A 24,060-nucleotide genomic window follows, 5' to 3' on the forward strand; every position below is an offset into this window, starting at 1 on the left:
CTAATTTTTTAATATTTTACTTTTAATTTGAGACTCATATAGTGGCTAACTTTTCTGTTTTACTCAGCGTTTTTTATAAAGAAAAACCAGAACAATTAAAAAAATCATTGGAAAGTATATTTAATGAACAAATATTAAAGCCGAAACAAATTGTTTTAGTTAAAGATGGTCCTCTAGATGATAGTCTTGAGTTGGTTATTGAGGATTTCTCTTTATCAACTATTTGTGAATTTACAATTGTAGAGCTTAAAGAAAATATCGGCTTAGCAAGCGCACTGAATCAAGGCCTAAAATATTGTCGTTATGAAATAGTGGCTAGGATGGATACCGATGATATTAGTTTACCGGAAAGGTTTAAATTGCAAATTGATTTTCTTAATGCTAATCCTGATATTTCAGTTCTGAGTGGTCAAATAGTTGAGTACTGTTCAGGTATGAAAAATATACTTGGAAGGCGCGTTGTTCCTACTAAACATGATGATATTTTTTTGATGTCAAAATATAGGAATCCAATAAGCCACCCCGCTACTGCCTTTCGAAAAAATGATGTGATTCAAGCCGGTGGGTATCCTAACCTTATGAACTCTCAGGATTGGGCGTTATGGTCTTTGATGTTAACAAAAGGCTACAAAATGGCTAATTTACGCTGTGACCTGCTATGGATGAGAACTGATTCAGATTTATTTAAGCGTAGAGGTTTTAAATATTATAAAAACGAACTTAAATTATTCAAATATCAGAAACTTATAGGGCATGTTAATAATAAACAATATTTAACTAATATCCTTTCAAAAGCGGTGCTTAGACTTTCACCAATTTTTGTAAAATCATTTCTTTACCGGAATTTCAGATAGAGACCAAATACTCTTAATTAATAGTAGGATAAATAAACTATTGATAATGATCTTTTAGGGGGAAATAAGTACGATATTGATAAATGTCTCCATACATGTTAAAGGTAAGCAACTCCAGACCGTGAGCATTTGCATCATATCTGCCAACGGTTAGGTTGCTCGCCTACACAAACCCTTATTTTAATATGTTCTATCGCCGCTTTTTTTGCAGGTATTGGTGTAATAGGCGAGGTGTTTTTAATACCTGAGTTTTTAATGTTTTACGGCTTTGTAATTTTGTTTACCGCGTATTTATTAGTACTCATTAATTACTGCACTGTAATGAACTTTTTTAGACGTAAATTAGATTTACCAGAAAAAAAATATTCTACGTTGAGTAAGTAAGGTAGTTTTTGGCTGCGGGCTGCGGGCTGCGGGCTACGGGCTATACGGGCTATACGGGTTACGAGCTACGGATTACGGGCTCTTTGGCGTTATAAAAATGTAAGCTTCGCTTATTGCGTGAGCAAACTTAACGCCTACGTGGGCGTGAAAAGTTTTAATGTATATACAGATTATTTTATTTTTTAAGGCGCGACTTTTTGTCGCGCCTTTTTTTGTTTTTATTTTGAGGCGGTTAAGTTTTAAGCTGAGTAGGGCTTGTAGTTAATTATTTATAAAAACGTAAAACTAGCTTTTTTAACTTAAGTAATAAGTTACTAATTTAAAAGGTTAAACACTTTAATTATTGTTTATAAACATTACTAAACATAATTAAACAGGGTTTACTTGTGTAATATGGCCTAAGGCGTAGAAATTAGTACTTAGTAATGTATAGTACGCTAGTGAGGTCAATGAATATTTGGCTAAAATGGATTTTAACAAATTAGGATATGGCATTATTATGCATGAAGAAAAGCTAACCCACCTAAAGGCTCTTGAGGCCGAATCTATTCATATTATGCGAGAAGTTGCTGCCGAGTTTGATAACCCTGTAATGCTTTACTCTGTAGGTAAAGATTCGTCGGTTTTATTACATTTAGCACGAAAAGCATTTTACCCTGGCAAAATCCCTTTTCCGCTAATGCATGTTGATACTAACTGGAAATTTAAAGAAATGATCCAGTTTAGAGATCAAATGGCCGAAAAATATGGCTTTGACTTAATTGTTCATAAAAATCCTGAAGGTATTGCTATGGGCATGAGCCCATTTGAACACGGCAGTGCAAAACATACCGATGTTATGAAAACTCAAGGTCTTAAGCAGGCGCTTGATATGAATAACTTTGACGCTGCATTTGGCGGTGCTCGCCGCGACGAAGAAAAGTCTCGTGCTAAAGAGCGTGTATATTCATTTCGTGATAAAAACCACCGTTGGGACCCTAAAAACCAACGCCCAGAACTATGGAATGTGTATAACAGCAAGGTAGATAAAGGCGAAAGCATTCGTGTGTTCCCGCTTAGTAACTGGACCGAGTTAGATATTTGGCAATACATTTACCTAGAAGGTATTGAAATTCCATCGCTGTATTTTGCAAAAGAGCGCCCTGTAGTTGAACGTGGCGGCACACTTATTATGGTTGACGACGAGCGCATGAAGCTGAGTGAGGGCGAGCAAGCTCAAAACAAAATGGTTCGCTTTAGAACACTTGGCTGCTACCCACTAACTGGTGCCGTTGAATCTGTTGCTCAAACTCTCCCTGAAATTATTCAAGAAATGCTGCTTTGTACTACCTCTGAGCGCCAAGGCCGAGTGATCGATAACGACTCAGCAGGCTCAATGGAAAAGAAAAAAATGGAAGGGTATTTTTAAAGCGCACAGCGCTTCGGGCCTCTAGCTATGAGCTACGAGCTTATAGATGCAACTATTAGCTCTAAGTAAGTAGTTAAAAGTAATCAATAAGGATACTTATGAGATACGAAAATTTAGAGGTTTGGCAGCGTAGTTTTCGCCTAAGTATAAAAATTTATAAAACATTTGAGCAGCTAAAAGACTTTGGTCTAAAAGATCAAATGTGTAGAGCTAGTGTTTCTGTTCCTAGCAATATTGCAGAAGGCTTTGAAAGAGAGTCCGACAAAGAAAAGGCTCGCTTTTTAGTTATAGCAAAGGGCTCTTTAGGCGAATTAAAAACACAGTTAATGATTGCAACTGAACTAGCTTATATTTCAAAAGAAGATAGCTTATTGATTATTAATGAATGTGAATTAATTGGAAAAATGCTAGGTAGCCTAATTAGAACACTTAAAAGTTGCTCGTAGCCCGAAGCTCGCAACATAAATAAATTTAAGCACGTAGCACGTAGCACGTAGTACGTAGCTCGTAGCTCGTAGCTCGTCGCTCGTCGCTTACAGCTTAAAAAGGACTTAAAATGACTGAACAAGCTCAAACAAACTTACTAGCTACAGATATTGAAGCTTATTTAAAAGTACACGAAAACAAAGATATGCTGCGTATTTTAACGTGCGGCAGTGTTGATGATGGTAAATCTACTTTAATTGGCCGCTTGCTTTACGATAGTAAAATGATTTTTGAAGATCAGATGGCTGCAATTGAAAAAGATTCAAAACGTTTTAATACCACCGATAACGATTTTGACTTAGCGCTTTTAGTAGATGGCCTGCAATCTGAGCGTGAGCAGGGTATTACTATTGATGTTGCGTATCGTTATTTTGCAACTGATCAGCGTAAATTTATTATTGCCGATACACCAGGGCACGAGCAGTACACACGTAATATGGCAACGGGTGCCTCTACGTGTGATTTAGCTATTATTTTAATTGATGCTCGTCACGGTGTGCAGGTGCAAACGCGCCGCCATAGCTTTATTTGTTCTTTATTAGGTATTAAAAACGTTGTGGTAGCTATTAATAAAATGGATGCGGTAGGTTACGAGCAATCGGTTTATCAAAACATTAAAAAAGACTACCGTGAGTTTGCACAAGATCTTAAATTTGATGATGTACGCTTTGTACCAATTTCGGCATTACGTGGCGATAACGTTGTAAACGAAAGCGAAGCAATGAGCTGGTACCCGGGCTCTACACTAATGAAGCTATTAAATACGGTACAAGTAAACCATGCTAAAAATGATGAGTTTAGGTTACAGGTACAATATGTTAACCGCCCTAATTTAAACTTTAGAGGTTTTAGCGGTACCGTAGCTGCCGGTGGTATTAGAGTAGGCGATACCGTAGCGTCTTTGCCTTCGGGTAAAGAGAGTAAAGTTAAATCTATAGTTACGTTTGATGGCGACCTTGAAAAAGCATCTGCGGGTATGGCTATTACATTAACCCTTGAAGATGAAATTGATGTAAGCCGTGGCGATATGTTGGTACGCCCACATCAAAAACCACATTCGGCTGATAGCTTTGTAGCCGACGTTGTATGGATGACCGAACAAGCCTTAAACGTAGATCGCGAATACGAAATTAAAGTAGGTAGTAAGTCGGTGTATGGTTACGCTGAGGCAATTAACTACAAAGTTGATGTTAATACGTTAAAGCAACAAGATGCGTCGCAATTAAACTTAAACGAAATTGGAAATTGCCAATTTGCATTAACAGCGCCTGTGCAATTTGATGCTTACGATATAAATAAGCATACCGGTGCCTTTATTATTATTGACCGTTTAACAAACGTGACTGTGGGTGCTGGCATGATACGTAAACCATTGGATGGTGAAAATAGTAAACCTAAAAGTGAGCATTCTGCATTTGAAATTGAGTTTAATGCACTGGTTCGTAAGCATTACCCGCACTGGGATGCAAAAGTAATACGTTAAATTACTTTATATAACGGGCTTATATTAGCCCGTATTTTATTAACTATGGATGGTTACTTAACTTATGCTATTTGATGCATATATAACATTGGGTATTTTTGCTTTAACGATTTTAGGATTGATCGTTTTGCAAAAACGCCCCGTTGCTGTTTTTGGTGCAACGCTTGTCGCTTTAATTGCATGTGATTTAGTAACTAAAAATCAGTTATTAACAAGTATTGCTAACCCTGGGCTTATAACACTTATTTTATTAATGTTGTGCTCGTTAGCGCTTGAAAAAACACGCCTGTTAAGAGTTATTGCATCTAAAACTATTGTTGATAGTTACTATTCAACATGGTTTAGACTATTTGGTGTAACTACGTTTTTCTCTTCTATATTAAACAACACAGCGGTAGTGGCTACGCTGCTTTCTCCTATTCGTAATAACCCCCATCATTTTGCCAGCAAATTACTATTGCCTTTGTCGTATGCCTCTATTTTAGGCGGTACGCTTACGCTTATTGGTACCTCTACCAATTTAATAGTTAACTCAATGTATATTGAGGCGTCGGGTAAGTCGTTGTCATTTTTTTCGTTTACGGCGGTTGGCGCTATTTTAGTTTTGTGCTGTGGTGTAGCTATGTTTTTTTGTAACCGTATGCTGCCAAGTATTGAACAAAATAAAGCAACCTCAGAGGGTTACTTTATAGACGCTAAGGTATCTGTAGATTCTCAGCTTGTGGGTTACTCTGTTGAAGTTAATGGCCTTAGGCATTTAGAGTCATTATTTTTAGTTGAAATAGTGCGCGAAGGTAGGCTTATTAGCCCTGTTTCACCTTCTGAAATAATACACCCATCAGATAGACTTATTTTTTGTGGTGATATAACTAAATTACTTCAGCTTGGACAGTTTTCAGGGTTAGAAATTTTTGCTGAAAAAACAGGCACAATAAACAGTAACCTTACAGAGGTTGTAATAAGGCAAGAAAGCCTACTTGTTGGTCGTACTTTAAAAACAACAGGCTTTAGGGCGTTGTTTGATGCTGCTGTGGTTGCAATAAGGCGTGACGGTGAGCGAGTGTCGGGTAAGTTGGGCGATGTAGTGATTCGCTCTGGCGACTTTTTAGTGTTAGCTGTTGGCGGTGACTATAAGTCGAGAACAAACATAAATAAAAACTTTTTAACACTGTCGGGTGTTGAGCCCGAAAGCAGAATTAATGGCTGGAAAGCTTGGCTTTCTGTTGGTGGGTTTGTAACGACCATTATACTGGCGGCTGTAGGAGTTTTAGACTTGCTAGAGGGCTTAGTATTATTACTGGGCAGTCTTTTATTTACACGGTGTTTAACTACAAACGAAATAGTAAGGCGTTTTCCTGTTGATATATGGCTGGTGGTGTCGTCTGCTATTTTATTATCGAATGCACTTGTTAACTCGGGAATAGTTGAGTTTATTGGTGGTTTTATAGGTCAGTTTAATGGGCCGCAATATGTTTATACCGCACTTATATTGGTGTACTTAATAACATGGATAATGACCGAGTTTGTAACTAATAACGCCGCTGCCGCATTAATGTTCCCTATAGGTTATACGGTTGCGTTAGGGTTTGGTGTTGACGTATTACCTTTTGTAATGGCGGTAGCGTTTGCAGCAAGCGGCAGCTTTATTAGCCCTTATGGGTATCAAACCAATTTAATGGTTTTTAATGCAGGCAATTACAGATTGAATGATTTTGTAAAAATAGGCCTGCCAATTAGCGTTGTGTATGCACTTGTTGTGATGATATTTGTACCGGTGTTTTTTCCTTTTTAAGGATGTGGTTAGCGTCAAAAGTCGTGGGCAAAGGGCGATGGGCTACGGGCTAAGGGCGATGGGCGACGAGCAACGAGCAACGGGCAAAGGGCGATGGGCAACGAGCAAAGGGCAAAGGGCAACGGGCTACGGGCAAAGGGCAACGGGCTACGGGCGATGGGCTACGGGCTACGGGCGATGGGCAACGAGCTAAACGCTAAGAGCGGCGCGGTGTTAAATTTACTTGTAGGCGTCTTGCTTGCTGGCGCGGTGTTGTAAAAATGTAAGTTTCGCTTATTGCGCGAGCAAGATAGCTTTGGGCAACGGGCAACGGGCTACGGGCTACGGGCTACGGGCTAAGAGCGGCGCGGTGTTAAAATTACTTGTAGGCGTCTTGCTTGCTGGCGCGGTGTTGTAAAAATGGAAGCTTGGCTTATTGCGTGAGCAAGCTTCACGCCTACGAGGGAGTTTGGTGTTTAATAATAAAAAGGTGCTTTAATGAGCCAAGACGAAAACATTGTATGGCACGCTCAAACTGTGTCGAGAGAGCAAAAACAACAACATAAAGGCCATAAGCCGCTACTGCTTTGGTGTACGGGGTTAAGTGGATCGGGTAAATCTACTGTGGCAAATGCAGTAGAGGCAAAGTTATTTTCACTTGGTTGCCATACTTATTTGCTTGATGGCGACAATGTTCGTATGGGCTTAAATAAAGGGCTAACCTTTAGTGACGAAGATCGCATTGAAAATATTCGTCGCATTAGCGAAGTTGCAAAGTTATTTGTTGATGCGGGTTTAATTGTATCAACGGCGTTTATATCACCTTTTGCATCTGACCGCGCTCAAGCTCGTAGTATTGTTAATAAAGGCGAGTTTGTAGAGGTATTTATTGATACACCACTAGCTGTATGCGAAAGCCGCGACCCTAAAGGGTTATACAAAAAAGCACGTGCCGGTGAGATCCCCAATTTTACAGGGATTAGTTCATCATTTGATGTGCCTGAGCACCCAGAAATACACGTAAAAACAGCTGAGCAAACTATCGAACAAAGTGCAGAGCAAATTGTTAGTTATTTAATAAAAAATAAGATTATTGAAGTTAAGAGTTAGGGAAGGTGGCTGCTGAGGGCGGCGGGCGACGGGCGATGGGCTGAGAGCGACGGGCTAAGAGCGACGGGCTAAGAGCGGCGCGGTGTTAAATTACTTGTAGGCGTCTTGCTTGCTGGCGCGTTGGTTTAAAAATGTAAGCTTCGCTTATTGCGCGAGCAAGCTTCACGCCTACGGGTGGTGGCTTTGGGCAATGGGCAGCGGGTGATGGGCGACGAGCGAAAAACTACGAGCGGCGCGGTGTTAAATTACTTGTAGGCGTCTTGCTTGCAGGCTCATTGGTTTAAAAATGTAAGCTTTGCTTATTGCGCGAGCAAGCTTCACGCCTACGGGTGGTAGCTTTGGGCGATGGGCGTAAAGCTGCGGGTAGAGCAGGGTCTATGATAAATTTTTTATATTTGGATATTTGAGAACATTATGAAATACGATATTTTTAACGGTGATGCCGATGGCATTATCGCTCTATTACAGCTTCAACTGGCTAATCCTACGGATACTGTAAAGGTTACCGGTGTGAAAAGAGATATTCAATTAATGAAAAAAATCACTCCGCAAGAGGGTGATTGTATTCGAGTATTAGATATTTCAATGGAAAAAAACATGTCGGAGCTGCATGAAGCGTTGAGTGCGGGAGCTCGTGTAATGTATGTAGATCATCATAAAGCGGGAGACATACCTGCTCATGCTAATTTATTTGCACATATCGATTTAGATGCAAATATGTGCACAAGCCTAATTGTAAGCGATTTAATTGATAAGCAATTTCACTTATGGGCTATTACTGCCGCCTATGGCGATAATTTGTTTGCAAAGGCAGATAGCGAAGCTGACGAACTAAATTTAACAGATTTACAAAAATCACAACTAAAAGCATTTGGTACATACATAAATTATAACGGCTACGGCAGTGAAGTGGCCGATTTGCACTTTGCACCAGAAGAGTTATACGAACTGCTTTTACAGTATAAATCTCCATTTGATGCAATAAACGATAAAAAATCGGTTTATTACACCCTTGAGCTAGCCTACAAAGCCGATATGGAAAAAGCTGCTAATGCACAGGTTGTACATGATTGCGATACAGCCAAGGTTATTTTGTTAGAGGATGCAGCCTGGGCCCGCCGAGTAAGTGGTGTATTAGGTAATGATTTAGCTAACCAATCGCCAAATAAAGCACATGCCGTATTTACCTTTAATAATAAAGGTAGTTACTTAGTAAGTGTAAGAGCGCCGCTTAACAATAAGCAAGGTGCCGTTGATATTTGTAGTAAATTTGCGACAGGCGGAGGCCGTGCCGCTGCTGCAGGCATAAACGAATTACCTAAATCGCAAGTTGAAAGCTTTGTTGAGGAGCTTGTAGGTTATTACAAGTAGAAATGTTAGGTAGTAACGAACAACGAGCAGCGGGTGATGGGCGACGAGCGACGGGCTACGAGCGGCTCGGTGTTAAATTTACTTGTAGGCGTCTTGCTTGCTGGCGCATTGGTTTAAAAATGTAAGCTTCGCTTTTGCGCGAGCAAGCTTCACGCCTACGGGTGATAGCTTTGGGCAAAGGGCGATGGGCTACGAGCGGCTCGGTGTTAAATTTACTTGTAGGCATCTTGCTTGCAGGCTCACTGGTTTAAAAATGTAAGCTTTGTTTATTGCGTGAGCAAGCTTCACGCCTACGGGTGATAGCCTTGGGCTTATTTATTATTTAATAAAACACGTTATTAGTTATATTCAGGTTATATCTACTTTACTGTTGGTAAGTTAAGATCAAACTATAAATTATTATTTTAAAATAAAGGACTAAATATGAAAGCTGTTATCCCTGTTGCGGGCCTTGGAACACGTATGTTACCAATGACTAAAGCTATTCCTAAAGAAATGCTACCAATTGTTGATAAGCCACTTATTCAATACATTGTTAGTGAGTGTGTAGCTGCGGGTATTAAAGACATAGTGCTTGTAACTCATAGCTCTAAAAACGCGATTGAAAACCACTTTGACACAAGCTACGAGCTTGAAGCTACGCTTGAAAAGCGTGTTAAGCGTGCGCTGCTCGAAGAAGTTCGTTCTATTTGCCCGGCTGATGTAACAGTAATGAGCGTTCGTCAAGGCGAAGCTAAAGGCTTAGGGCATGCTATTTTATGTGCAAAACCTATTGTTGGCGATGACAATTTTATTGTATTACTACCAGATGTAATACTTGATGCTTATACGGCTGATCAAAAAACTGAAAACTTAGCCGCTATGATCAAGCGTTTTAACGAAACCAAAGCTAGCCAAATTATGCTTGAGCCAGTAGCACAGGAAGACGTAAGTAAATACGGTATTGCTGATATTAATGGCGTGCAATTAACACCTGGCAACAGTGCTGCAATTAAAACTATGGTTGAAAAACCTGATGCTGACGTAGCGCCTTCAAACCTTGCGGTAGTTGGCTGTTATGTATTAAGTAAAAATATTTGGCCATTATTAGCTAAAACACCAGTTGGTGCTGGTGGCGAAATACAGCTAACGGATTCTATTGATGCGTTAATGACACAAGAAACCGTTGAAGCGTTTCATATGAGTGGTCGCTCACACGACTGTGGCGATAAACTTGGCTACTTAAAGGCCATTGTTGAATACTCAATGCGTGATGAAAAGTTAGGTAAAGACTTTACTGAGTTTATGACCCAAATTGCTCAAAGTGACGAGCAAACCGTTAAAGGTAATGTAGTAAACTTATAACAAAAAAGCCCATACTTTTTTAAGTGTGGGCTTTTTACTTGTAGCTCTTTTAATTAAATTTATTGTTTATTCGTTTTAGCACCTAGCTCTGGTAAAATAATAAAAAACTTTTATACCTAAAGGAATAATATGAAAATCGCCGTAGTTGGTACTGGCTATGTAGGCCTTTCAAACGCTATGCTTTTATCGCAGCACAATGAAGTTGTTGCGCTGGATATTGATGAGCAAAAAATTGCACTTTTAAACGATAAAAAATCACCGATTGTTGATACTGAAATTAGTGAGTTTTTAACGCGCAGTGACCTAAATTTTACAGCAACTACCGATAAAGTAGCGGCTTATAAAAATGCAGATTATGTAATTATAGCGACTCCTACTGATTACGATGTAGAAAATAACTACTTTAATACCAACTCGGTTGAAGCGGTAATTAAAGATGCAATGGCGCATAACCCTAATGCAGTTATGGTAATAAAATCGACTATTCCTGTAGGCTTTACAGCCGATATTAAACAGCAGCTTAATGCTGAAAACTTAATATTTTCGCCAGAATTTTTACGTGAAGGTAAAGCCCTTTACGATAACTTACATCCGTCACGCATTGTGGTTGGTGAGCAAAGTGAGCGCGCTACTGTATTTGCTAATTTACTTAAACAAGGCGCTATTAAGCAAGATGTTGAAGTGCTATTTACCGACTCAACAGAAGCTGAAGCAATTAAGTTATTTTCTAACACTTACTTAGCTATGCGAGTGGCTTACTTTAACGAGCTTGATAGCTACGCAGAGGCGCATGGGTTAAACAGCAAGCAAATTATACAAGGCGTAGGTTTAGACCCTCGCATTGGGAGTCATTATAATAATCCGTCGTTTGGTTACGGAGGCTACTGTTTACCAAAAGATACTAAGCAACTACGTGCAAATTACCAAGATGTGCCAAATAATATTATTGGCGCTATTGTAGATGCAAATACTACTCGTAAAGACTTTATTGCTGACTCAATTATTAAACGCAGCCCTAAAATAGTAGGTGTGTATCGCTTAGTAATGAAAACTGGCTCAGATAACTTTAGAGCGTCTGCTATTCAAGGCATAATGAAACGCATTAAAGCTAAAGGTATTGAGGTTGTTGTTTTTGAACCAGTACTTGAAGAAAACGAGTTTTATCATTCGCGTGTAATAAAAGACCTAAACGAGTTTAAGCAAATATCTGATGTTGTGGTTTCTAACCGTATGGTTGAAGAGCTAAGTGACATTGCAGATAAAGTGTACACACGAGATTTATTTGGTAGCGATTAAAAAGTAAAAGTTTTTGAGTCTTCTAAGTAAACATATACTTAGAAGACTTTTTAATAAATTATAATTTTATTAGCATAGTGCTGTATTGCTTATAAGTTTTAAAAGTTAGCAAAAACACCTAAGCGAGCAAACGTTTCTCCGTATACGTCCTTTCCTTGATAAAGCTCTGCACCCCAACTTTTAGCACCCATTATTGGTTTACTTAATTTACGTGTATACGCTGTTTGCAGCTCGTAACCCGTTTTATAACCAGAGTTTTTATTTTCAAGTGAGCGCACAGTGGTATTAAGTGTTTCTATAGGACTTAATTGCCAATGCCAATTTACGCTCATTGATTTAGCTGCAGTATAGTCGGTATATTCGTGCTCATCGCCACCCCAGTGGCCAATAACATTACCCGAGTTACGGTTTCCGTCTAAGTAAATACCATTTGCGTACCAAAGAAACTGCCAGTTACTGTGCTCAAAGCGTAAGCTGTGGTTGTTAGCAATAAATGGCAAGTATAGGCCAAAGCTATAGGCGTTATTACGCGAGCCGCCTAAGGTATCTTCCAGTGCAACTTCACCATAAAGCTCATAAGGCATTGAATAAATACTGTTATTGTATTCAAAGGTAATAGAGCCTAATTGATCGCCTAGTTCGTAGTTTTCTCCAAGTTCATCAGCATCTTCTCGCCCTATATTGTCTTTACTACCTGGGCTAAAAAAGCCTTCAGCAAAGTCTTTTAACGTTACGCTGCGCGGGCCGCCACCAAATTGCATTAAGCGGCTTAAACCAATAGTTAGGTTATCGGTAGCAGCAAAGCTTGTATGAAAACCAAATAAGTACGGCTTACCAGGTTCGTAAACTCTATCTACACCTGTTTGTTTACCCTCTTTTAATATGCCGCTTTGCTCGGTCATTTGGCTTATAAACATGTCGTATCGAATGTTAAAGCTAGTTATTGGCTCTACGTTACTAAGCGTTATAGAAGGCGTTGTTTTAGCTTGTGTACTTAGTAGCATGGCGCTGTCTTCAAATGGTGAGTACCAATGCTCTCGGTAACCAATATCTAATTGGGCGTATTTATAACCTAGGTAAACAAAGCTTTGTGTTGGCAATATTTCGTCTTCGTTGGCTATGCCTGCCACACTTACACCAAAATGGCGACCAAAGTTGGCGTATGCGCCGCCTTCAACAATTAAGTTGGTTTTAGTGGTTTGTCCGCGTTGGTTTGGCAATGTTTTATTTTTTGTACCTGCGGCAATAGTCACTTTTGCAAATGCACCAGCATCGCTTTGAATATAAGGACTAAGTTGGTACGAAAGTGTTTGATATAGCTCGGGGTAAGTGTGCCTAATAGTTTGTAGCACGTTGTAAATATCGTGCGCTTTATAAGGTTTACTCATTATATGAGTGTTTTTACTTACGGCTAAAAGCCGTTGTACTTGGTGCTCAAGTTCAGGTACTTGGTTTAAAGGTAAGTAAGGTGACACACCTCCTTTAGCAACTGCGTTTGCACTGATTGCCATCCCTATAAACAGTGATATTTTTTTGAGCATAATTATTCCGTTAGCAAATTTTATGATAGTAAAAACGTTAATGCGAGGTTAGCAATAAATACGTTAGTAAGAAAGGAAAAAGCGTTTATAGGCAGTAGTTTTGGGTTGTTAGTTTTTAGCTGTCAGCTGTCAGCTGTCAGCTATCAGCTATCAGTTGTTAGTTATCAGTTATTAGTTATCAGTTATTAGTTATTAGTTATCAGTTGTTAGTTATCAGTTATCAGTTATCCGTTGTCAGTTATTAGTTATTAGTTATTAGTTATTAGTTATTAGTTATTAGTTATTAGTTATTAGTTATTTGATCTGACCCTGATAAAGTAATTTATTCAAAAAGAAATTAGAGGGTGCTGCGCTTTAGATATGCAAAAAATAATAGGCTTTATGTTTTACTGAAAACGGTTTTTATAACATCTGTTTAGTAAATGCTATATGCTGTAACCGTATATTATATCAACACCAATAAGGATTTATCATGATTGAGCAAGGCCAAAAATTACCAGATGTGACACTAACACAGTTAACTAATGACGGTATGCAAACACTTACTAATAAAGATTTGTTTGATGGTAAAAAGGTAGTGCTATTTGCAGTGCCAGGCGCTTTTACACCAACGTGTTCTAATGCGCACTTACCTGAATTTATTACTCTTGCTGATAAAATAAAGGCTAAAGGTGTCGATGCTATTTACTGCGTATCGGTAAATGATGCATTTGTGATGAAAGCGTGGGGTGAATCGCAAAACGCAGAAGAAATTTCATTACTTGCAGATGGTGATGCAAGCTTTACCAAAGCACTAGGCCTTGATAAAGACACTGCCGGTTTTGGTGGCACTCGCTCTAGCCGTTACGCAATGATTATTGATAATGCTGAAGTAACAGGACTATTTGTAGAGCAAGGAAAAGAGTTTGAAGTGAGTCGCGCTGAGTATGTATTAGAGAAAATTTAAGGGCGTTTTTAGGTTTTAGTTGTCAGTTGTCAGTTGTTAGTTGTTAGTTGTTAGCTATCAGCTATCAGCTATCAGCTATCAGCTATCAGTTATAAGCTGTCAGTTATTAGCTATCAGTTATTAGCTATTAGTTTTCAGCTATCTGTCGTAGGGCTTTGTAGGTAAGCTAGTTAGTATATGCTTACAGCCTTTTACTTTTTCGAAATGAGGTCTAGTATAAGCAAAGCTTATAGCTAATGGCTTAAATTATGAACTTCGAAAGTTTGGATGTCTGGAAACGCTCAGCGCGATTAAGTGCGCAAATTTACAAAGAGACTGCCTATATAAAGGATTTTGGATTTAGGGATCAACTAACTCGTTCTGGGTTATCTATACCGAGCAACATTGCAGAGGGTATGACTAGGGAAAGTAATAAAGAAAAAGTAAGGTTTTTAGATATTGCTCGATCATCACTTGCAGAAGCCCGGACCCAAATTTATATTGGAATAGATATAGGTTATATCAAACAGCCTGTAGGTACAGTTTGGTTAGATGAAACTGTGGCGTTATCAAAAATGTTGACGGGCTTAATTGCTAGACTAAAATCGACCGCTAACCGCTAACCGCTAACCGCTAACCGCTAACCGCTAACCGCTAACCGCTAACCGCTAACCGCTGAACTTATAATTCAAACGGCGCTACGCCTACCGCTTTCATTTTATATCCTACTTGGGCTATTTCGCCTGACCAGCTCTGTGTACTTATAATACCAGTTACTACTATTGCGTCGTATAAACTGTCGATAGGTACGCCGCCTTTAATTGTTACATGTACTATTTGGTTTGGCGGTGGTGGTGGTACGTGAATGCACGCGCCAAAGTATGGCACTAATAAAAACTCGGTGATCACTTCGCTATCGCCCTCTAGCGGCACTACAAAACCTGGTAAACTCACAGATTTTCCATCAAGCGCTTTTACTACTGGTGCATCTAAATCGGGTTGCACCCAATTTTGCTCACTGCCTTCATGATTGGCTTGCGCTTGTGTATCTATTTGTACATGGCCTTTAGGAATTAAATCTTCCCAAAAAATCTCTTTTGGCGGGTTGGCATTACTAATAAAGCTTATAAATAATAAGCTAATGCATAAGCTGTAATTAACTACTGTTTTAAAAAACGTCATGGGATACCTAAAAAATTATATTTTTATACTCATGCCATCGCTGAGTGAGTAAAAGTAAGCTCGGGTGGCGGGTATTAAACCAATAATAAAACCGGCAGCCATAATAACGCCTATTAAGGTGAGTTCATAGTAAGAGAGCATAGCTATGTTTACGCTTATGCCTGCGTGGCTTTGTAGATAGCTACTGGCTAAAAGCATAACTAAGTAATAAAGCGCGCTGCCTACAATGCACCCGAGCAAGGTGGTAAAAAGTGACTCAATACTTATTAGCGTGAATAATTGCCAAGGGCGAGCACCTACAGAGCGCAATATAGCAAGTTCGCGTCGTCGTTGGTTTAAATTAGCAAGCAGCGTAGTGAGCATACCTAATAAACTAACCAGCACTACAACACCCGAAAACAACAGTAATACTTTTTCGACTATTGCTAACATTTGCCACAGCTCTTTAAGCGTTACCGTTGGCATAATGCCAAGCAGTGCTTCTTTTTTATATTGATTTATATTTCGCCTAATTTGTAGCGTGTATAAAGGCGAATCGAAGCCCATTAAAAAAGCGGTAATTTGTTTGGGGTGCCCCGTTAAATCATTATGCTTTTCGTGTTCATCGTGTTCATCGTGTTCATCGTGTTCATCGTGTTCATCGTGTTCATCGTGTTCATCGTGTTCGTTATGAGCAGAGCTATCATGTATTAAATCAATTGCGGCCAGTGGTATGTGTAAGGTTTTATCCACTGGCGTGCCAGTGGCATTTAAAATGCCGATAACTTTAAAAGGGTTGTCTTTATGGTGATGAAAGCTGGTATTGCCCATACCATGAGATATAACTATTTGGTCACCTAATTTATAATTTAAGCGGTTTGCTACATCACTTCCTAGTACTACTTCGTTAATGGCTGTAAAGGCATGCCCTTGGTTAAAGGTTAAGTTCTGTTTTTTAGCAAATTGGTAATGCGCAAAGTAATCAAGCGTTGTACCAAGTACCGCTTTGCCTTTATGGCTATCGCCAAGGCTTATAGGAATACTCCATTTAACGCCGCGTTGATGAGTAATGTATTCATAACTTTGCCAGCTTACGCCATTATTTGTATGGCCAATTCTAAATACTGATGAAAGCAATAATTGTATATCGCCGGTTCGCGCTCCCACAATTAAATCGGTGCCTGAAATAGTATTGCTAAAACTACTTTTTGCATCAACTCGTATGCGCTCAATGCTTAAAAGCAGCATTACACTTATAGCGATGGTAAAAAGCGTGAGTAATACGCTTGCACGACGATTTAATAAGCTTTTGTAGGCAAGTTTAGTAAGGATCATAGTGGCTCCTGCAAGCTCATTAGATCAATAGCACGATCAAATAGCGGTTTTAAGCTTTCATCGTGGCTTACAAAAACTAAAGTACTGTTGGAGAGCTTTGCTTGTTCAAACAACAGCTTTATAAAGTTTTGGCGGTTGTTTGCATCAAGTGCTGAAGTGGGCTCATCGGCAATAATAAGCTCTGGGCTGCCTATAAATGCGCGGGCTGCTGCAACACGCTGCTGCTGGCCAATACTTAATGTGGCTACATCTTTATTATGGTACTGCTCATTAAGCCCTAATGCGTTTAGTAAACGTACGGCTTCTTTTTGTAATGAAGGTTTAGGCTCAGAGTGCTGTTTTAAGGCTTTTTGTTGTCGGCTTTTTGAAAACTCACAGCCAAGCGTTACATTTTCGATTGGCGATAGATAAGGGAGCAAATTAAAGTTTTGAAAAATATAACCAATATGATCTGCTCTAAAGGCATCTCGTTTGGTGTTGCTTTGTGTATTTAAATTTTGACTTAATATTAAAACATCACCGCTGGTGGCGGTATTAATACCTGCCAGTAGTGCTAATAATGTTGATTTACCCGAGCCACTAGGGCCATGTAAAAAAACATGCTCACCTTTATTTATTATTAGGGTAGGTATATTGAGCGTGGGGATAGGGTCGTTTTTATGCCATTTAAAGGTAACGTTATTAAGACTAATCATTGTGTAGTTTTACCAACCCCAAAAGTTGAACTCTTTTCGCATTTTTAAATTTCTAAAAAGGTTAAGAGGTTTAGGTTTTAGTTTTTCGTTTTTATGTAAAAACTCATTTGCTGCGTTTAGCACCCTTTGGCTTGATTGGCCGTCGGTGTATGGGTGAAGCTCTTGGCAGTAGCTTTCAATATGTTGCATTAAGTTTTTAGGTTTTGTTAATGCATGCTCTATGGCGGCTTCTACTTCATCGGCTTGTGTTACATCAAGTAAGTGAGGCATCGGTTTTTGATTGCAAAAAGTGACTACTGGTTTTCTAAGGAGTAAAAACATCAGTAGTATTGATGATGTATCACACAGCATTACATCAGCAGCTTTGAGCAAGGGTAACACGTTGTCTGTTTCTATAAAGGTTAAGTTTTCATTACTTAACGCTTTGTATTTTTTAACCCATTCGCTTGGCATTTTTGGATGGAACTGCATTAAAATTCGCCATTTACCTTGCTCACTAAAGCGCTTTATCTGCTCAAATAATTTAGGGGCTAGCGAAAGCTTTCGTGAAAAAGTAGAGCAAATAAGTAGTGTAGGCCGTGGGTCGTTACTGCTATATGGGTTACTTTGTGAGTCGCTAAATAAAGGGTCTAAGGTGGGCCAACCTGTTTCGGTTACTTTAAAAAAACCATGCTGCTGTGCAAGTTCTTTAAAGCGCTCAGTGGTGTTAGGGCCTTGCGTACAATATAAATCGTAGCAGCCTCTAATGGTAAAGTGCCCTCGGTTTCCTTCAGAACTACGCTTTTCTGAATTAAAACCATGAAAAACAGCTACTTTTTTACCTGGAATAAAGCTTGGAACAATATTACCCGGAATATACGTTATATCTGGCTTCCAGCTTCTTACATCACTAATTGTATGCAATCGCTGTTCATCTGAGCTTAAAAAACTAGGGTTTACCTCGCTACCAGCTAAAAACCAACGTACTTCACCTCCGTGCGCTAAAATTTGCGCCTGCAAAGGTCTTAAAATAGCGTATGAGTAATTTTGAGAAATATACATCAAGTACTTTTTATTTTTAGTAGCAGATAAGTAATTCAAGCGGCACCCCTTTGGTTAGCACGCTGAGTTTACCGCATTATTACAGCCATATAAATATTGCGTGGTTATTTAACCTGAGCTCTGGATAATAAACCTATCTCTAGCAGCTATTTTCAGCGCTAACTGCGTTGAATTTACTTGCAATAGGTCAGCTATTGACGCGTAAACTCGCCTTGTTTTCATTGAAAATCTCTGGCTAGAGAAAATAAATTTAAATGTCACCATAATTCAATATGTTAGTGAGTCTCTTAACCAGAGTTCAGGTTATTTAGTTTTCAGTGCTGATTGAGCTTTAGGGTAGGCTGATTTATTATATAGCGCTTATAACCCCATACCATACTTTGCTCATTGAGCATCCCTAACCCCGGAGATAGCATGACTAGCTATAAAGTTTTAGACGTAAACGATGATTTACCCATTCGCACTAAAGGTGAAGTACACAGCGGTAAAGTTCGTTCGGTTTATTGGCTAACAGACGAAGACAGCGCTCGACTCATTAAAGATAAAGGCTACAAGGTGCCTCAAGGTACTGAGTTAGCAATTATGGTTATTTCAGACCGTATTTCTGCTTTTGATTGTATTTGGCAAGGCGAAAATGGTTTAAACGGCGTGCCGGGTAAAGGTATAGCACTTAATTCAGTTGCATCTCATTGGTTTAAGTTATTCGATAAAGCAGGCCTTGCAGGGAATCACATTGTTGATATTCCGCATCCCTATGTATGGATTGTACGCAAAGCAAGTACCGTTAAAGTAGAAGCCATTGCACGCCAATATATTACTGGCAGCATGTGGCGCGACTATGCAAAAGGCACACGTAATTTTTGCGGTATAGATTTACCAGAGGGTTTAAAAGCTAACCAAAAGCTTGATGATGTACTTATTACTCCTTCAACCAAAGGCATTATTGAAGGTGTTGCCGATATTCCACCTGTTGATGATGTGAATATTACCCGTGCTAATATCACTGATAATTTAGATGTATTTAACTTTAAATCAGCTGATGACGTTACTAAATACGAAAAACTATTGGTTGAGGGTTTTAAGTTAATTAGTGATGAGCTGGCAAAGCTTGATCAAATTTTTGTTGATACAAAATTTGAGTTTGGCTATGTAGAGGACTTAAACGGTGCACAACAACTTATTTATATTGACGAAGTAGGTACACCTGACTCTTCGCGCATATGGGATGAAGCGGCTTACCGCGATGGCAAAATAGTTGAAAACTCTAAAGAGGGATTTCGTCAGTTATTAATTTCTAACGTGCCAGAAAGTGACGTGTTATTAAACAAAGATCGTATGGACGAGCGCGAGCAACTCGCTAAAGATTACATTTTACCAGAGGCTGTTATGCTTGAAGTCTCGAATACTTATGTAGGCATAGCAAGTAAAATTGTAGGTAAAGATATTGTAATACCTGAAGATCCTCGCCAAGAAGTGATTGATATTTTAGATGCCGATTACGGACTTATTGTAAAATAACAATACTAAAGTATGTAATAACGAGTTAGCCCAGTTTTTATTTTTAGTTACTGGGCTATAATTCTTGCAATTAGTGCTCGTCTCTAATTAACTTAACCTAACATTAATGTTTGGGTGTTGTTATGTTTAAGCGGGCATTGCAAAAATATGCAAAACATAGTTATTTTTTAGCTATAGGTTTGTTTTACAGTCAGTTTGCCTCAAGTGCGGACATAAATTTAGTATTAGAAGATCAGCACGGCCAAAAACTATCGGGCGCCGTTATTGAGCTAATTAATGCAAGCACTCATTCAGCATCAAAAACATTACCCCTTGCAGTAATGGATCAGGTTCATAAACAGTTTTTACCTGAGTTATTAGTAGTACAACAAGGCCAGCAAGTTAACTTTCCTAACAGCGATAATATTCGCCATCATGTATATTCTTTTTCACAAGCTAAGCCTTTTCAGCTAAGGTTATATTCTGGCCAACCAAAAGAGCCAATTACGTTTGATCAGCAAGGTGTTGTTGTTTTAGGCTGTAATATTCACGACTCTATGGTGGGCTACATTTATGTTGCTAGCAGCGAAAGTGTATATAAAAGCGATAAAAAAGGGCTGATTAGCCTCACGTTAGACACTTTACCTGCGCAAGTGAGTGTATGGCATCCTCTTCAAACAGCACCGCTGGAGAATAAAAAAATTATAACAATTAACTCTCAAAAGCAGTTGCTAGTCACTGTAAATACTTCATCCCCCGCTCCTCGAAATACGTTTGGCAGTAAATTTAAGGCCGGTAATGACTAATAGTTTACGAAACCGTATAACCATTTTATGTGTAGGCTTAGTGTTATTAACCACTTTGGTCAGTTTGCTCAGTTTTTGGTGGTCTACAAGTAAGTTTCAAGAAGAAAAAGTAAATCAAGATATTAATGTTGCACAAAGTGTTTATAAGCAATATCTAAAATCTAAAGAAAGCTTACTGCTGACGGCTGCAAAGGTGCTTACTTCCGACTTTGGCTTTAAGCAAGCGGTTGCTACGCGCGATGCGGGCACTATAAGTAGTGTGTTGTTTAACCATAGCCAGCGTATTGATGCAGAGCTAATGTTACTGCTCGATTTGTCGGGCAAGTTAATTTCGGCTAATACTAACGAAGATGCTTTTGCACATAATTTACAACCACTAATGGAAGAGCTATTAAGTGCACCTGAAGAGTCGAGCTTTGTGGTTCTTAACAATGCGCTTTACCAGGTTATTTTACTGCCTGTTAGAGCACCGCGTACGGTAGCCTATAGTTTGGTGGGTTTTAAAATAGATGACGGTGTGGCTAATGAGCTAAAAAGCTTAACCTCAATGGATGTTAGTTTTATTGGCAGTGCTGATGAGATAGTTATTAGCTCTTTAGCAAAGCGACCAACCCCATTTGAACCTGTTTCTTATTTTAATACTGTTACTACAACACGCTTTTTTGGCGAGTATTTAGTGTATCGAAATTTAGATATAGAGCTGGCCTCGTTAGCGAGCCATCCAATTATTATTTTATTAAGTGCCGATTTAACACAAAGCTATACAGACTTCGAAAACCTGCTTTTTACACTCATTATTTTAGCTATTTTAACGATGTTTGTAGGGGTAATAACCAGTAGTTTATTTGCAAATAATTTAACCACACCGTTATCTCAGCTTTCTGTAATAGCTAAGCAATTTGCGCAAGGTAATTATAGCTTTGAGTTTAAAGGCAAAAAGCAAAGTACAGAAATAGCCACCTTAGTTGCCGCATTCGATAGCGTGGGTAACGATATAAATGAGCGTGAGCAACAAATTAGCTTTCAGGCTCGCCATGATTCTCTTACCGGTTTTTATAATCGCTCGGCTATGCTTGAAGTACTTGATGATGAGCTTGATGCCAAAGCCGAATACACGTTAGTTGCCATTGATATAAAAGGCCTGCGCCATATTAACGATAAACTAGGCCCACGTATTGGTGATGATTGCTTAAAAGCCGTGGCGTGTAGAATAAGCGAATTTTCAGATGAGTTAGGTGGTTTTCATGCCCGTATTGGTGGGGATGAATTTTTAACGGTATTTCCTACTGGTGCAGCTCGGGATCAAAAAAGTGGCATTGTAGGTTTAATGGCTCAATTGCAAGCTTGTTATACCATTCAAAAGCTAAAAATTAGCTTACGTTTTAGCGCAGGAATTGTGCAGTACCCTGCACAAGGGATGGCAAGTGACGATTTAATGCGCCGCGTACTTATTGCAGTAGAAAGCGCTGCTAGCAATCAAGAAAGCATTCACTATTATAAAAATGGCGAAGACGAAGCTCATCTAGAGCGATTAATTATGCTTGATGAGCTAAAACAAGCGATTAGCGATGACGATGGGCAGCTGTTTATGACCTATCAGCCTAAATTACATATGGTTACCCAAAAAATAGATAAAGTAGAGTCACTTATTCGCTGGCAGCGTAAAGATGGCAGCTGGGTAAACCCTGAGTTATTTATTGATTTAGCCGAGCAGTCGGGGCTTATTGTTGAACTAACAGCTTGGGTAGTTAATACCGTGGTTTCTCAAGTTGCTGATTGGCAAAATAAAGGCATTAATTTACAAGCGGCTATTAACGTATCTGCACAAGATATTGCATTTCCGGGTTTTCATTCAGCGCTGGTGCGCACTCTTAAAAAGCATAACGTAGCGCCTAGTTTGATCACAATTGAGCTGACCGAACGCGATATGATCGAAAATGAAGAAAAAGGCATAAAAGCGCTACAAAATTTAAAAGAGGTTGGTGTAAAAATATCGCTTGATGATTATGGTGTGGGGCAAACATCGCTTGGGCGATTAAAAATGTTACCTATTGATGAGCTAAAATTAGATAAGTGCTTTATTTTAAAACTAGATGAATCTCAAAAAGATCAATTTATAGTACAGTCATCAATTACGCTAGGTCATCAACTGGGGTTTTCGGTGGTAGCTGAGGGCGTAGAAACTTTAGACTCATTAAATCTACTTAAAGAAATGAAATGTGATCATGCGCAAGGTTATTACCTAAGTAGACCTTTAAAAGCAGACCTATTAGAAGAGTGGCTAAAGGAATATTATGAAAAGAATTAAGTGTTTATTGGCAGGATTGCTTTTAACGACTAGTTTTTCTAGCCTAGCGAGTAATGGAAAGCTATTAGCCACACCGGGTGTTTCTCAAATTGAAGGCAGTGGTGGCGGTGGTATTGTTCCGTGGGCACAACTAGCCGGTTACGCAAGCGAAGATGAGTTTTCTGTAAATGGTTTTTGTAGCCGTGCAGATGTAACTGATTACACTCTTGATGTGTGCGGTGCACAACTTAATCTATTTAATAGAATAGAGCTTAGCTATGCTCAGCAACGATTTGATGTACCCGCGCTTGATACCGAAATAGAGCAATCTATCACGGGTGCTAAAATTCGTTTATACGGTGATATAGTTTACAGCGATTGGCCACAATTAAGCTTAGGTTTACAGCATAAATCGCTTGATGATGGCGCAGTAGCAACACTTGTAGGTGCACAAGATACTAGCGGAACTGATTATTACTTAGCGGCAAGTAAATTACATTTAGGCGCTATTGCGGGCTATAACTGGTTTTGGAATGTAACCACACGCTATAGCGAAGCTAATCAACTTGGTTTACTTGGTTATGGTGGGTCAAATGGTAGCGGTAAAGTGTTATTTGAAGGCAGCACCGCACTATTTTTTAGCCGTGAAGTGGCTGTAGGTATTGAGTATCGCCAAAAAAATAATAACCTTAATTTAGGCGAGCAAGACTGGAAAGATCTGTTTGTAGCCTGGATGCCCAATAAACATGTGAGTGTGACAGCGGCATACCTTGATTTAGGTAGTATTGCTGGTGCGGACGATCAAACGGGCTGGTATTTATCGGTTACAGGGTATTGGTAATGAAAAGCGTCGCTATTTTTTTTATATGTATAATTTTACTAAACGGGTGTTCAAGCTCTACGCAGCTATCGCTTTATCAAAAGCTAGATGGCAAAGCCGGTTTGGCTCGAATAGTTGACAGCTTTATTTATCAAATAGGTAATGACGAGCAAGTTATACACTACTTTGAGCACAGTAATATAGCGCATTTTAGGCAAGGGTTTATTACGCATATATGTATGTTAGTAGAAGGCCCATGTGAATACGATGGCGACTCTATGGTGGCAATTCATACGGGTATGCATATAACGGAAAAAGACTTTAATCATGTAGTCGATTTACTAATAAATGCTATGAATGAGCAAAATATAAACCATAATTTACAAAATGAGATTCTTTCTCGAATGGCCCCTTTACGCAGTGAAATTATAAAAATATAGGTACT

The 24,060-nt window shown here is 39.1% G+C and carries 21 protein-coding genes; 16 read left to right on the top strand and 5 right to left on the bottom strand.

Going from position 1 to position 24,060, the window contains the following annotated elements; translation table 11 throughout:
* Window positions 1-41: 41 nt before the first annotated feature.
* From ALFOR1_RS02360 to ALFOR1_RS02400, 9 genes are all read left to right on the top strand, one after another.
* Window positions 42-854 (top strand): glycosyltransferase, encoded by an 813-nt coding sequence (locus tag ALFOR1_RS02360; protein WP_104641938.1) that lies wholly within the window; start codon window positions 42-44, stop codon window positions 852-854.
* Between the two features lie 883 nt (window positions 855-1,737).
* Entirely contained in the window at window positions 1,738-2,646 is a 909-nt protein-coding gene (gene cysD, locus ALFOR1_RS02365) for a sulfate adenylyltransferase subunit CysD (protein ID WP_104643605.1), read from the top strand.
* A 98-nt stretch (window positions 2,647-2,744) separates the two neighbouring features.
* Window positions 2,745-3,092, top strand: coding sequence for a four helix bundle protein (locus ALFOR1_RS02370; protein ID WP_104641939.1), 348 nt, complete (start codon window positions 2,745-2,747; stop codon window positions 3,090-3,092).
* Between the two features lie 110 nt (window positions 3,093-3,202).
* Entirely contained in the window at window positions 3,203-4,615 is a 1,413-nt protein-coding gene (gene cysN, locus ALFOR1_RS02375; RefSeq protein WP_104641940.1) for a sulfate adenylyltransferase subunit CysN, read from the top strand.
* Window positions 4,616-4,679: 64 nt separating this feature from the next.
* Window positions 4,680-6,407 (top strand): SLC13 family permease, encoded by a 1,728-nt coding sequence (locus ALFOR1_RS02380; RefSeq protein WP_104641941.1) that lies wholly within the window; start codon window positions 4,680-4,682, stop codon window positions 6,405-6,407.
* A gap of 477 nt (window positions 6,408-6,884) precedes the next feature.
* The gene (gene cysC, locus ALFOR1_RS02385) at window positions 6,885-7,496 is read left to right on the top strand and encodes an adenylyl-sulfate kinase (RefSeq protein ID WP_104641942.1); all 612 of its coding nucleotides are present in this window, start codon (window positions 6,885-6,887) and stop codon (window positions 7,494-7,496) included.
* A 414-nt stretch (window positions 7,497-7,910) separates the two neighbouring features.
* Entirely contained in the window at window positions 7,911-8,867 is a 957-nt protein-coding gene (locus ALFOR1_RS02390; RefSeq protein ID WP_104641943.1) for a DHHA1 domain-containing protein, read from the top strand.
* 423 nt (window positions 8,868-9,290) lie between these two features.
* Entirely contained in the window at window positions 9,291-10,211 is a 921-nt protein-coding gene (galU, locus tag ALFOR1_RS02395; RefSeq protein WP_104641944.1) for a UTP--glucose-1-phosphate uridylyltransferase GalU, read from the top strand.
* A 129-nt stretch (window positions 10,212-10,340) separates the two neighbouring features.
* Window positions 10,341-11,507 (top strand): nucleotide sugar dehydrogenase, encoded by a 1,167-nt coding sequence (locus ALFOR1_RS02400; protein WP_104641945.1) that lies wholly within the window; start codon window positions 10,341-10,343, stop codon window positions 11,505-11,507.
* Window positions 11,508-11,605: 98 nt separating this feature from the next.
* On the opposite strand, the gene ALFOR1_RS02405 is transcribed toward ALFOR1_RS02400, so the two are convergent.
* Window positions 11,606-13,048, bottom strand: coding sequence for a capsule assembly Wzi family protein (locus ALFOR1_RS02405; protein ID WP_104641946.1), 1,443 nt, complete (start codon window positions 13,046-13,048; stop codon window positions 11,606-11,608).
* 472 nt (window positions 13,049-13,520) lie between these two features.
* Between ALFOR1_RS02405 and ALFOR1_RS02410 the strand changes: the two genes are divergently transcribed.
* Window positions 13,521-13,994 (top strand): peroxiredoxin, encoded by a 474-nt coding sequence (locus tag ALFOR1_RS02410; RefSeq protein ID WP_058546917.1) that lies wholly within the window; start codon window positions 13,521-13,523, stop codon window positions 13,992-13,994.
* A 248-nt stretch (window positions 13,995-14,242) separates the two neighbouring features.
* On the top strand, window positions 14,243-14,596 hold the full coding sequence (locus ALFOR1_RS02415; RefSeq protein WP_104641947.1) for a four helix bundle protein: 354 nt from the start codon (window positions 14,243-14,245) through the stop codon (window positions 14,594-14,596).
* Window positions 14,597-14,654: 58 nt separating this feature from the next.
* On the opposite strand, the gene ALFOR1_RS02420 is transcribed toward ALFOR1_RS02415, so the two are convergent.
* From ALFOR1_RS02420 to ALFOR1_RS02435, 4 genes are read right to left on the bottom strand one after another with little or no spacing between them, the layout of a single operon-like run.
* Window positions 14,655-15,155 (bottom strand): DUF3299 domain-containing protein, encoded by a 501-nt coding sequence (locus ALFOR1_RS02420; RefSeq protein WP_104641948.1) that lies wholly within the window; start codon window positions 15,153-15,155, stop codon window positions 14,655-14,657.
* A gap of 15 nt (window positions 15,156-15,170) precedes the next feature.
* Window positions 15,171-16,469, bottom strand: coding sequence for an ABC transporter permease (locus ALFOR1_RS02425; RefSeq protein WP_104641949.1), 1,299 nt, complete (start codon window positions 16,467-16,469; stop codon window positions 15,171-15,173).
* On the bottom strand, window positions 16,466-17,164 hold the full coding sequence (locus tag ALFOR1_RS02430) for an ABC transporter ATP-binding protein (protein WP_104641950.1): 699 nt from the start codon (window positions 17,162-17,164) through the stop codon (window positions 16,466-16,468). Before ALFOR1_RS02430 ends, ALFOR1_RS02425 begins: the two co-directional genes overlap by 4 nt.
* A 9-nt stretch (window positions 17,165-17,173) precedes the next feature.
* Window positions 17,174-18,244, bottom strand: coding sequence for a CDP-glycerol glycerophosphotransferase family protein (locus ALFOR1_RS02435; RefSeq protein WP_104641951.1), 1,071 nt, complete (start codon window positions 18,242-18,244; stop codon window positions 17,174-17,176).
* 375 nt (window positions 18,245-18,619) lie between these two features.
* On the opposite strand from ALFOR1_RS02435, the gene ALFOR1_RS02440 reads away from it, so the two are divergent.
* The 5 genes from ALFOR1_RS02440 (at window position 18,620) to ALFOR1_RS02460 (ending at window position 24,055) form a co-directional block, all read left to right on the top strand.
* Window positions 18,620-19,723 carry a phosphoribosylaminoimidazolesuccinocarboxamide synthase gene (locus tag ALFOR1_RS02440; RefSeq protein ID WP_104641952.1) on the top strand — a complete coding sequence of 368 codons (1,104 nt, stop codon included), beginning with the start codon at window positions 18,620-18,622 and terminating at the stop codon, window positions 19,721-19,723.
* Between the two features lie 122 nt (window positions 19,724-19,845).
* The gene (locus ALFOR1_RS02445; protein WP_104641953.1) at window positions 19,846-20,508 is read left to right on the top strand and encodes a methylamine utilization protein; all 663 of its coding nucleotides are present in this window, start codon (window positions 19,846-19,848) and stop codon (window positions 20,506-20,508) included.
* The gene (locus tag ALFOR1_RS02450; protein WP_104641954.1) at window positions 20,501-22,816 is read left to right on the top strand and encodes a bifunctional diguanylate cyclase/phosphodiesterase; all 2,316 of its coding nucleotides are present in this window, start codon (window positions 20,501-20,503) and stop codon (window positions 22,814-22,816) included. The genes ALFOR1_RS02445 and ALFOR1_RS02450 overlap by 8 nt, the downstream gene beginning before the upstream one ends.
* Entirely contained in the window at window positions 22,803-23,636 is an 834-nt protein-coding gene (locus ALFOR1_RS02455) for a DUF3034 family protein (protein ID WP_104641955.1), read from the top strand. Before ALFOR1_RS02450 ends, ALFOR1_RS02455 begins: the two co-directional genes overlap by 14 nt.
* On the top strand, window positions 23,636-24,055 hold the full coding sequence (locus ALFOR1_RS02460) for a group I truncated hemoglobin (protein ID WP_104641956.1): 420 nt from the start codon (window positions 23,636-23,638) through the stop codon (window positions 24,053-24,055). Before ALFOR1_RS02455 ends, ALFOR1_RS02460 begins: the two co-directional genes overlap by 1 nt.
* Window positions 24,056-24,060 lie beyond the last annotated feature (5 nt).

This window comes from Pseudoalteromonas carrageenovora IAM 12662 (genome assembly GCF_900239935.1).
In the GTDB taxonomy this organism is placed as follows: domain Bacteria; phylum Pseudomonadota; class Gammaproteobacteria; order Enterobacterales; family Alteromonadaceae; genus Pseudoalteromonas; species Pseudoalteromonas carrageenovora.

Excerpts from the sequence above, each read along its gene's own strand:
- cysD (WP_104643605.1), top strand. The coding sequence starts at position 1,738 with ATGCATGAAGAAAAGCTAACCCACCTAAAGGCTCTTGAGGCCGAATCT.
- ALFOR1_RS02370 (WP_104641939.1), top strand. The coding sequence starts at position 2,745 with ATGAGATACGAAAATTTAGAGGTTTGGCAGCGTAGTTTTCGCCTAAGT.
- cysN (WP_104641940.1), top strand. The coding sequence starts at position 3,203 with ATGACTGAACAAGCTCAAACAAACTTACTAGCTACAGATATTGAAGCT.
- ALFOR1_RS02380 (WP_104641941.1), top strand. The coding sequence starts at position 4,680 with ATGCTATTTGATGCATATATAACATTGGGTATTTTTGCTTTAACGATT.
- cysC (WP_104641942.1), top strand. The coding sequence starts at position 6,885 with ATGAGCCAAGACGAAAACATTGTATGGCACGCTCAAACTGTGTCGAGA.
- ALFOR1_RS02390 (WP_104641943.1), top strand. The coding sequence starts at position 7,911 with ATGAAATACGATATTTTTAACGGTGATGCCGATGGCATTATCGCTCTA.
- galU (WP_104641944.1), top strand. The coding sequence starts at position 9,291 with ATGAAAGCTGTTATCCCTGTTGCGGGCCTTGGAACACGTATGTTACCA.
- ALFOR1_RS02400 (WP_104641945.1), top strand. The coding sequence starts at position 10,341 with ATGAAAATCGCCGTAGTTGGTACTGGCTATGTAGGCCTTTCAAACGCT.
- ALFOR1_RS02405 (WP_104641946.1), bottom strand. The coding sequence starts at position 13,048 with ATGCTCAAAAAAATATCACTGTTTATAGGGATGGCAATCAGTGCAAAC.
- ALFOR1_RS02410 (WP_058546917.1), top strand. The coding sequence starts at position 13,521 with ATGATTGAGCAAGGCCAAAAATTACCAGATGTGACACTAACACAGTTA.
- ALFOR1_RS02415 (WP_104641947.1), top strand. The coding sequence starts at position 14,243 with ATGAACTTCGAAAGTTTGGATGTCTGGAAACGCTCAGCGCGATTAAGT.
- ALFOR1_RS02420 (WP_104641948.1), bottom strand. The coding sequence starts at position 15,155 with ATGACGTTTTTTAAAACAGTAGTTAATTACAGCTTATGCATTAGCTTA.
- ALFOR1_RS02425 (WP_104641949.1), bottom strand. The coding sequence starts at position 16,469 with ATGATCCTTACTAAACTTGCCTACAAAAGCTTATTAAATCGTCGTGCA.
- ALFOR1_RS02430 (WP_104641950.1), bottom strand. The coding sequence starts at position 17,164 with ATGATTAGTCTTAATAACGTTACCTTTAAATGGCATAAAAACGACCCT.
- ALFOR1_RS02440 (WP_104641952.1), top strand. The coding sequence starts at position 18,620 with ATGACTAGCTATAAAGTTTTAGACGTAAACGATGATTTACCCATTCGC.
- ALFOR1_RS02445 (WP_104641953.1), top strand. The coding sequence starts at position 19,846 with ATGTTTAAGCGGGCATTGCAAAAATATGCAAAACATAGTTATTTTTTA.
- ALFOR1_RS02450 (WP_104641954.1), top strand. The coding sequence starts at position 20,501 with ATGACTAATAGTTTACGAAACCGTATAACCATTTTATGTGTAGGCTTA.
- ALFOR1_RS02455 (WP_104641955.1), top strand. The coding sequence starts at position 22,803 with ATGAAAAGAATTAAGTGTTTATTGGCAGGATTGCTTTTAACGACTAGT.
- ALFOR1_RS02460 (WP_104641956.1), top strand. The coding sequence starts at position 23,636 with ATGAAAAGCGTCGCTATTTTTTTTATATGTATAATTTTACTAAACGGG.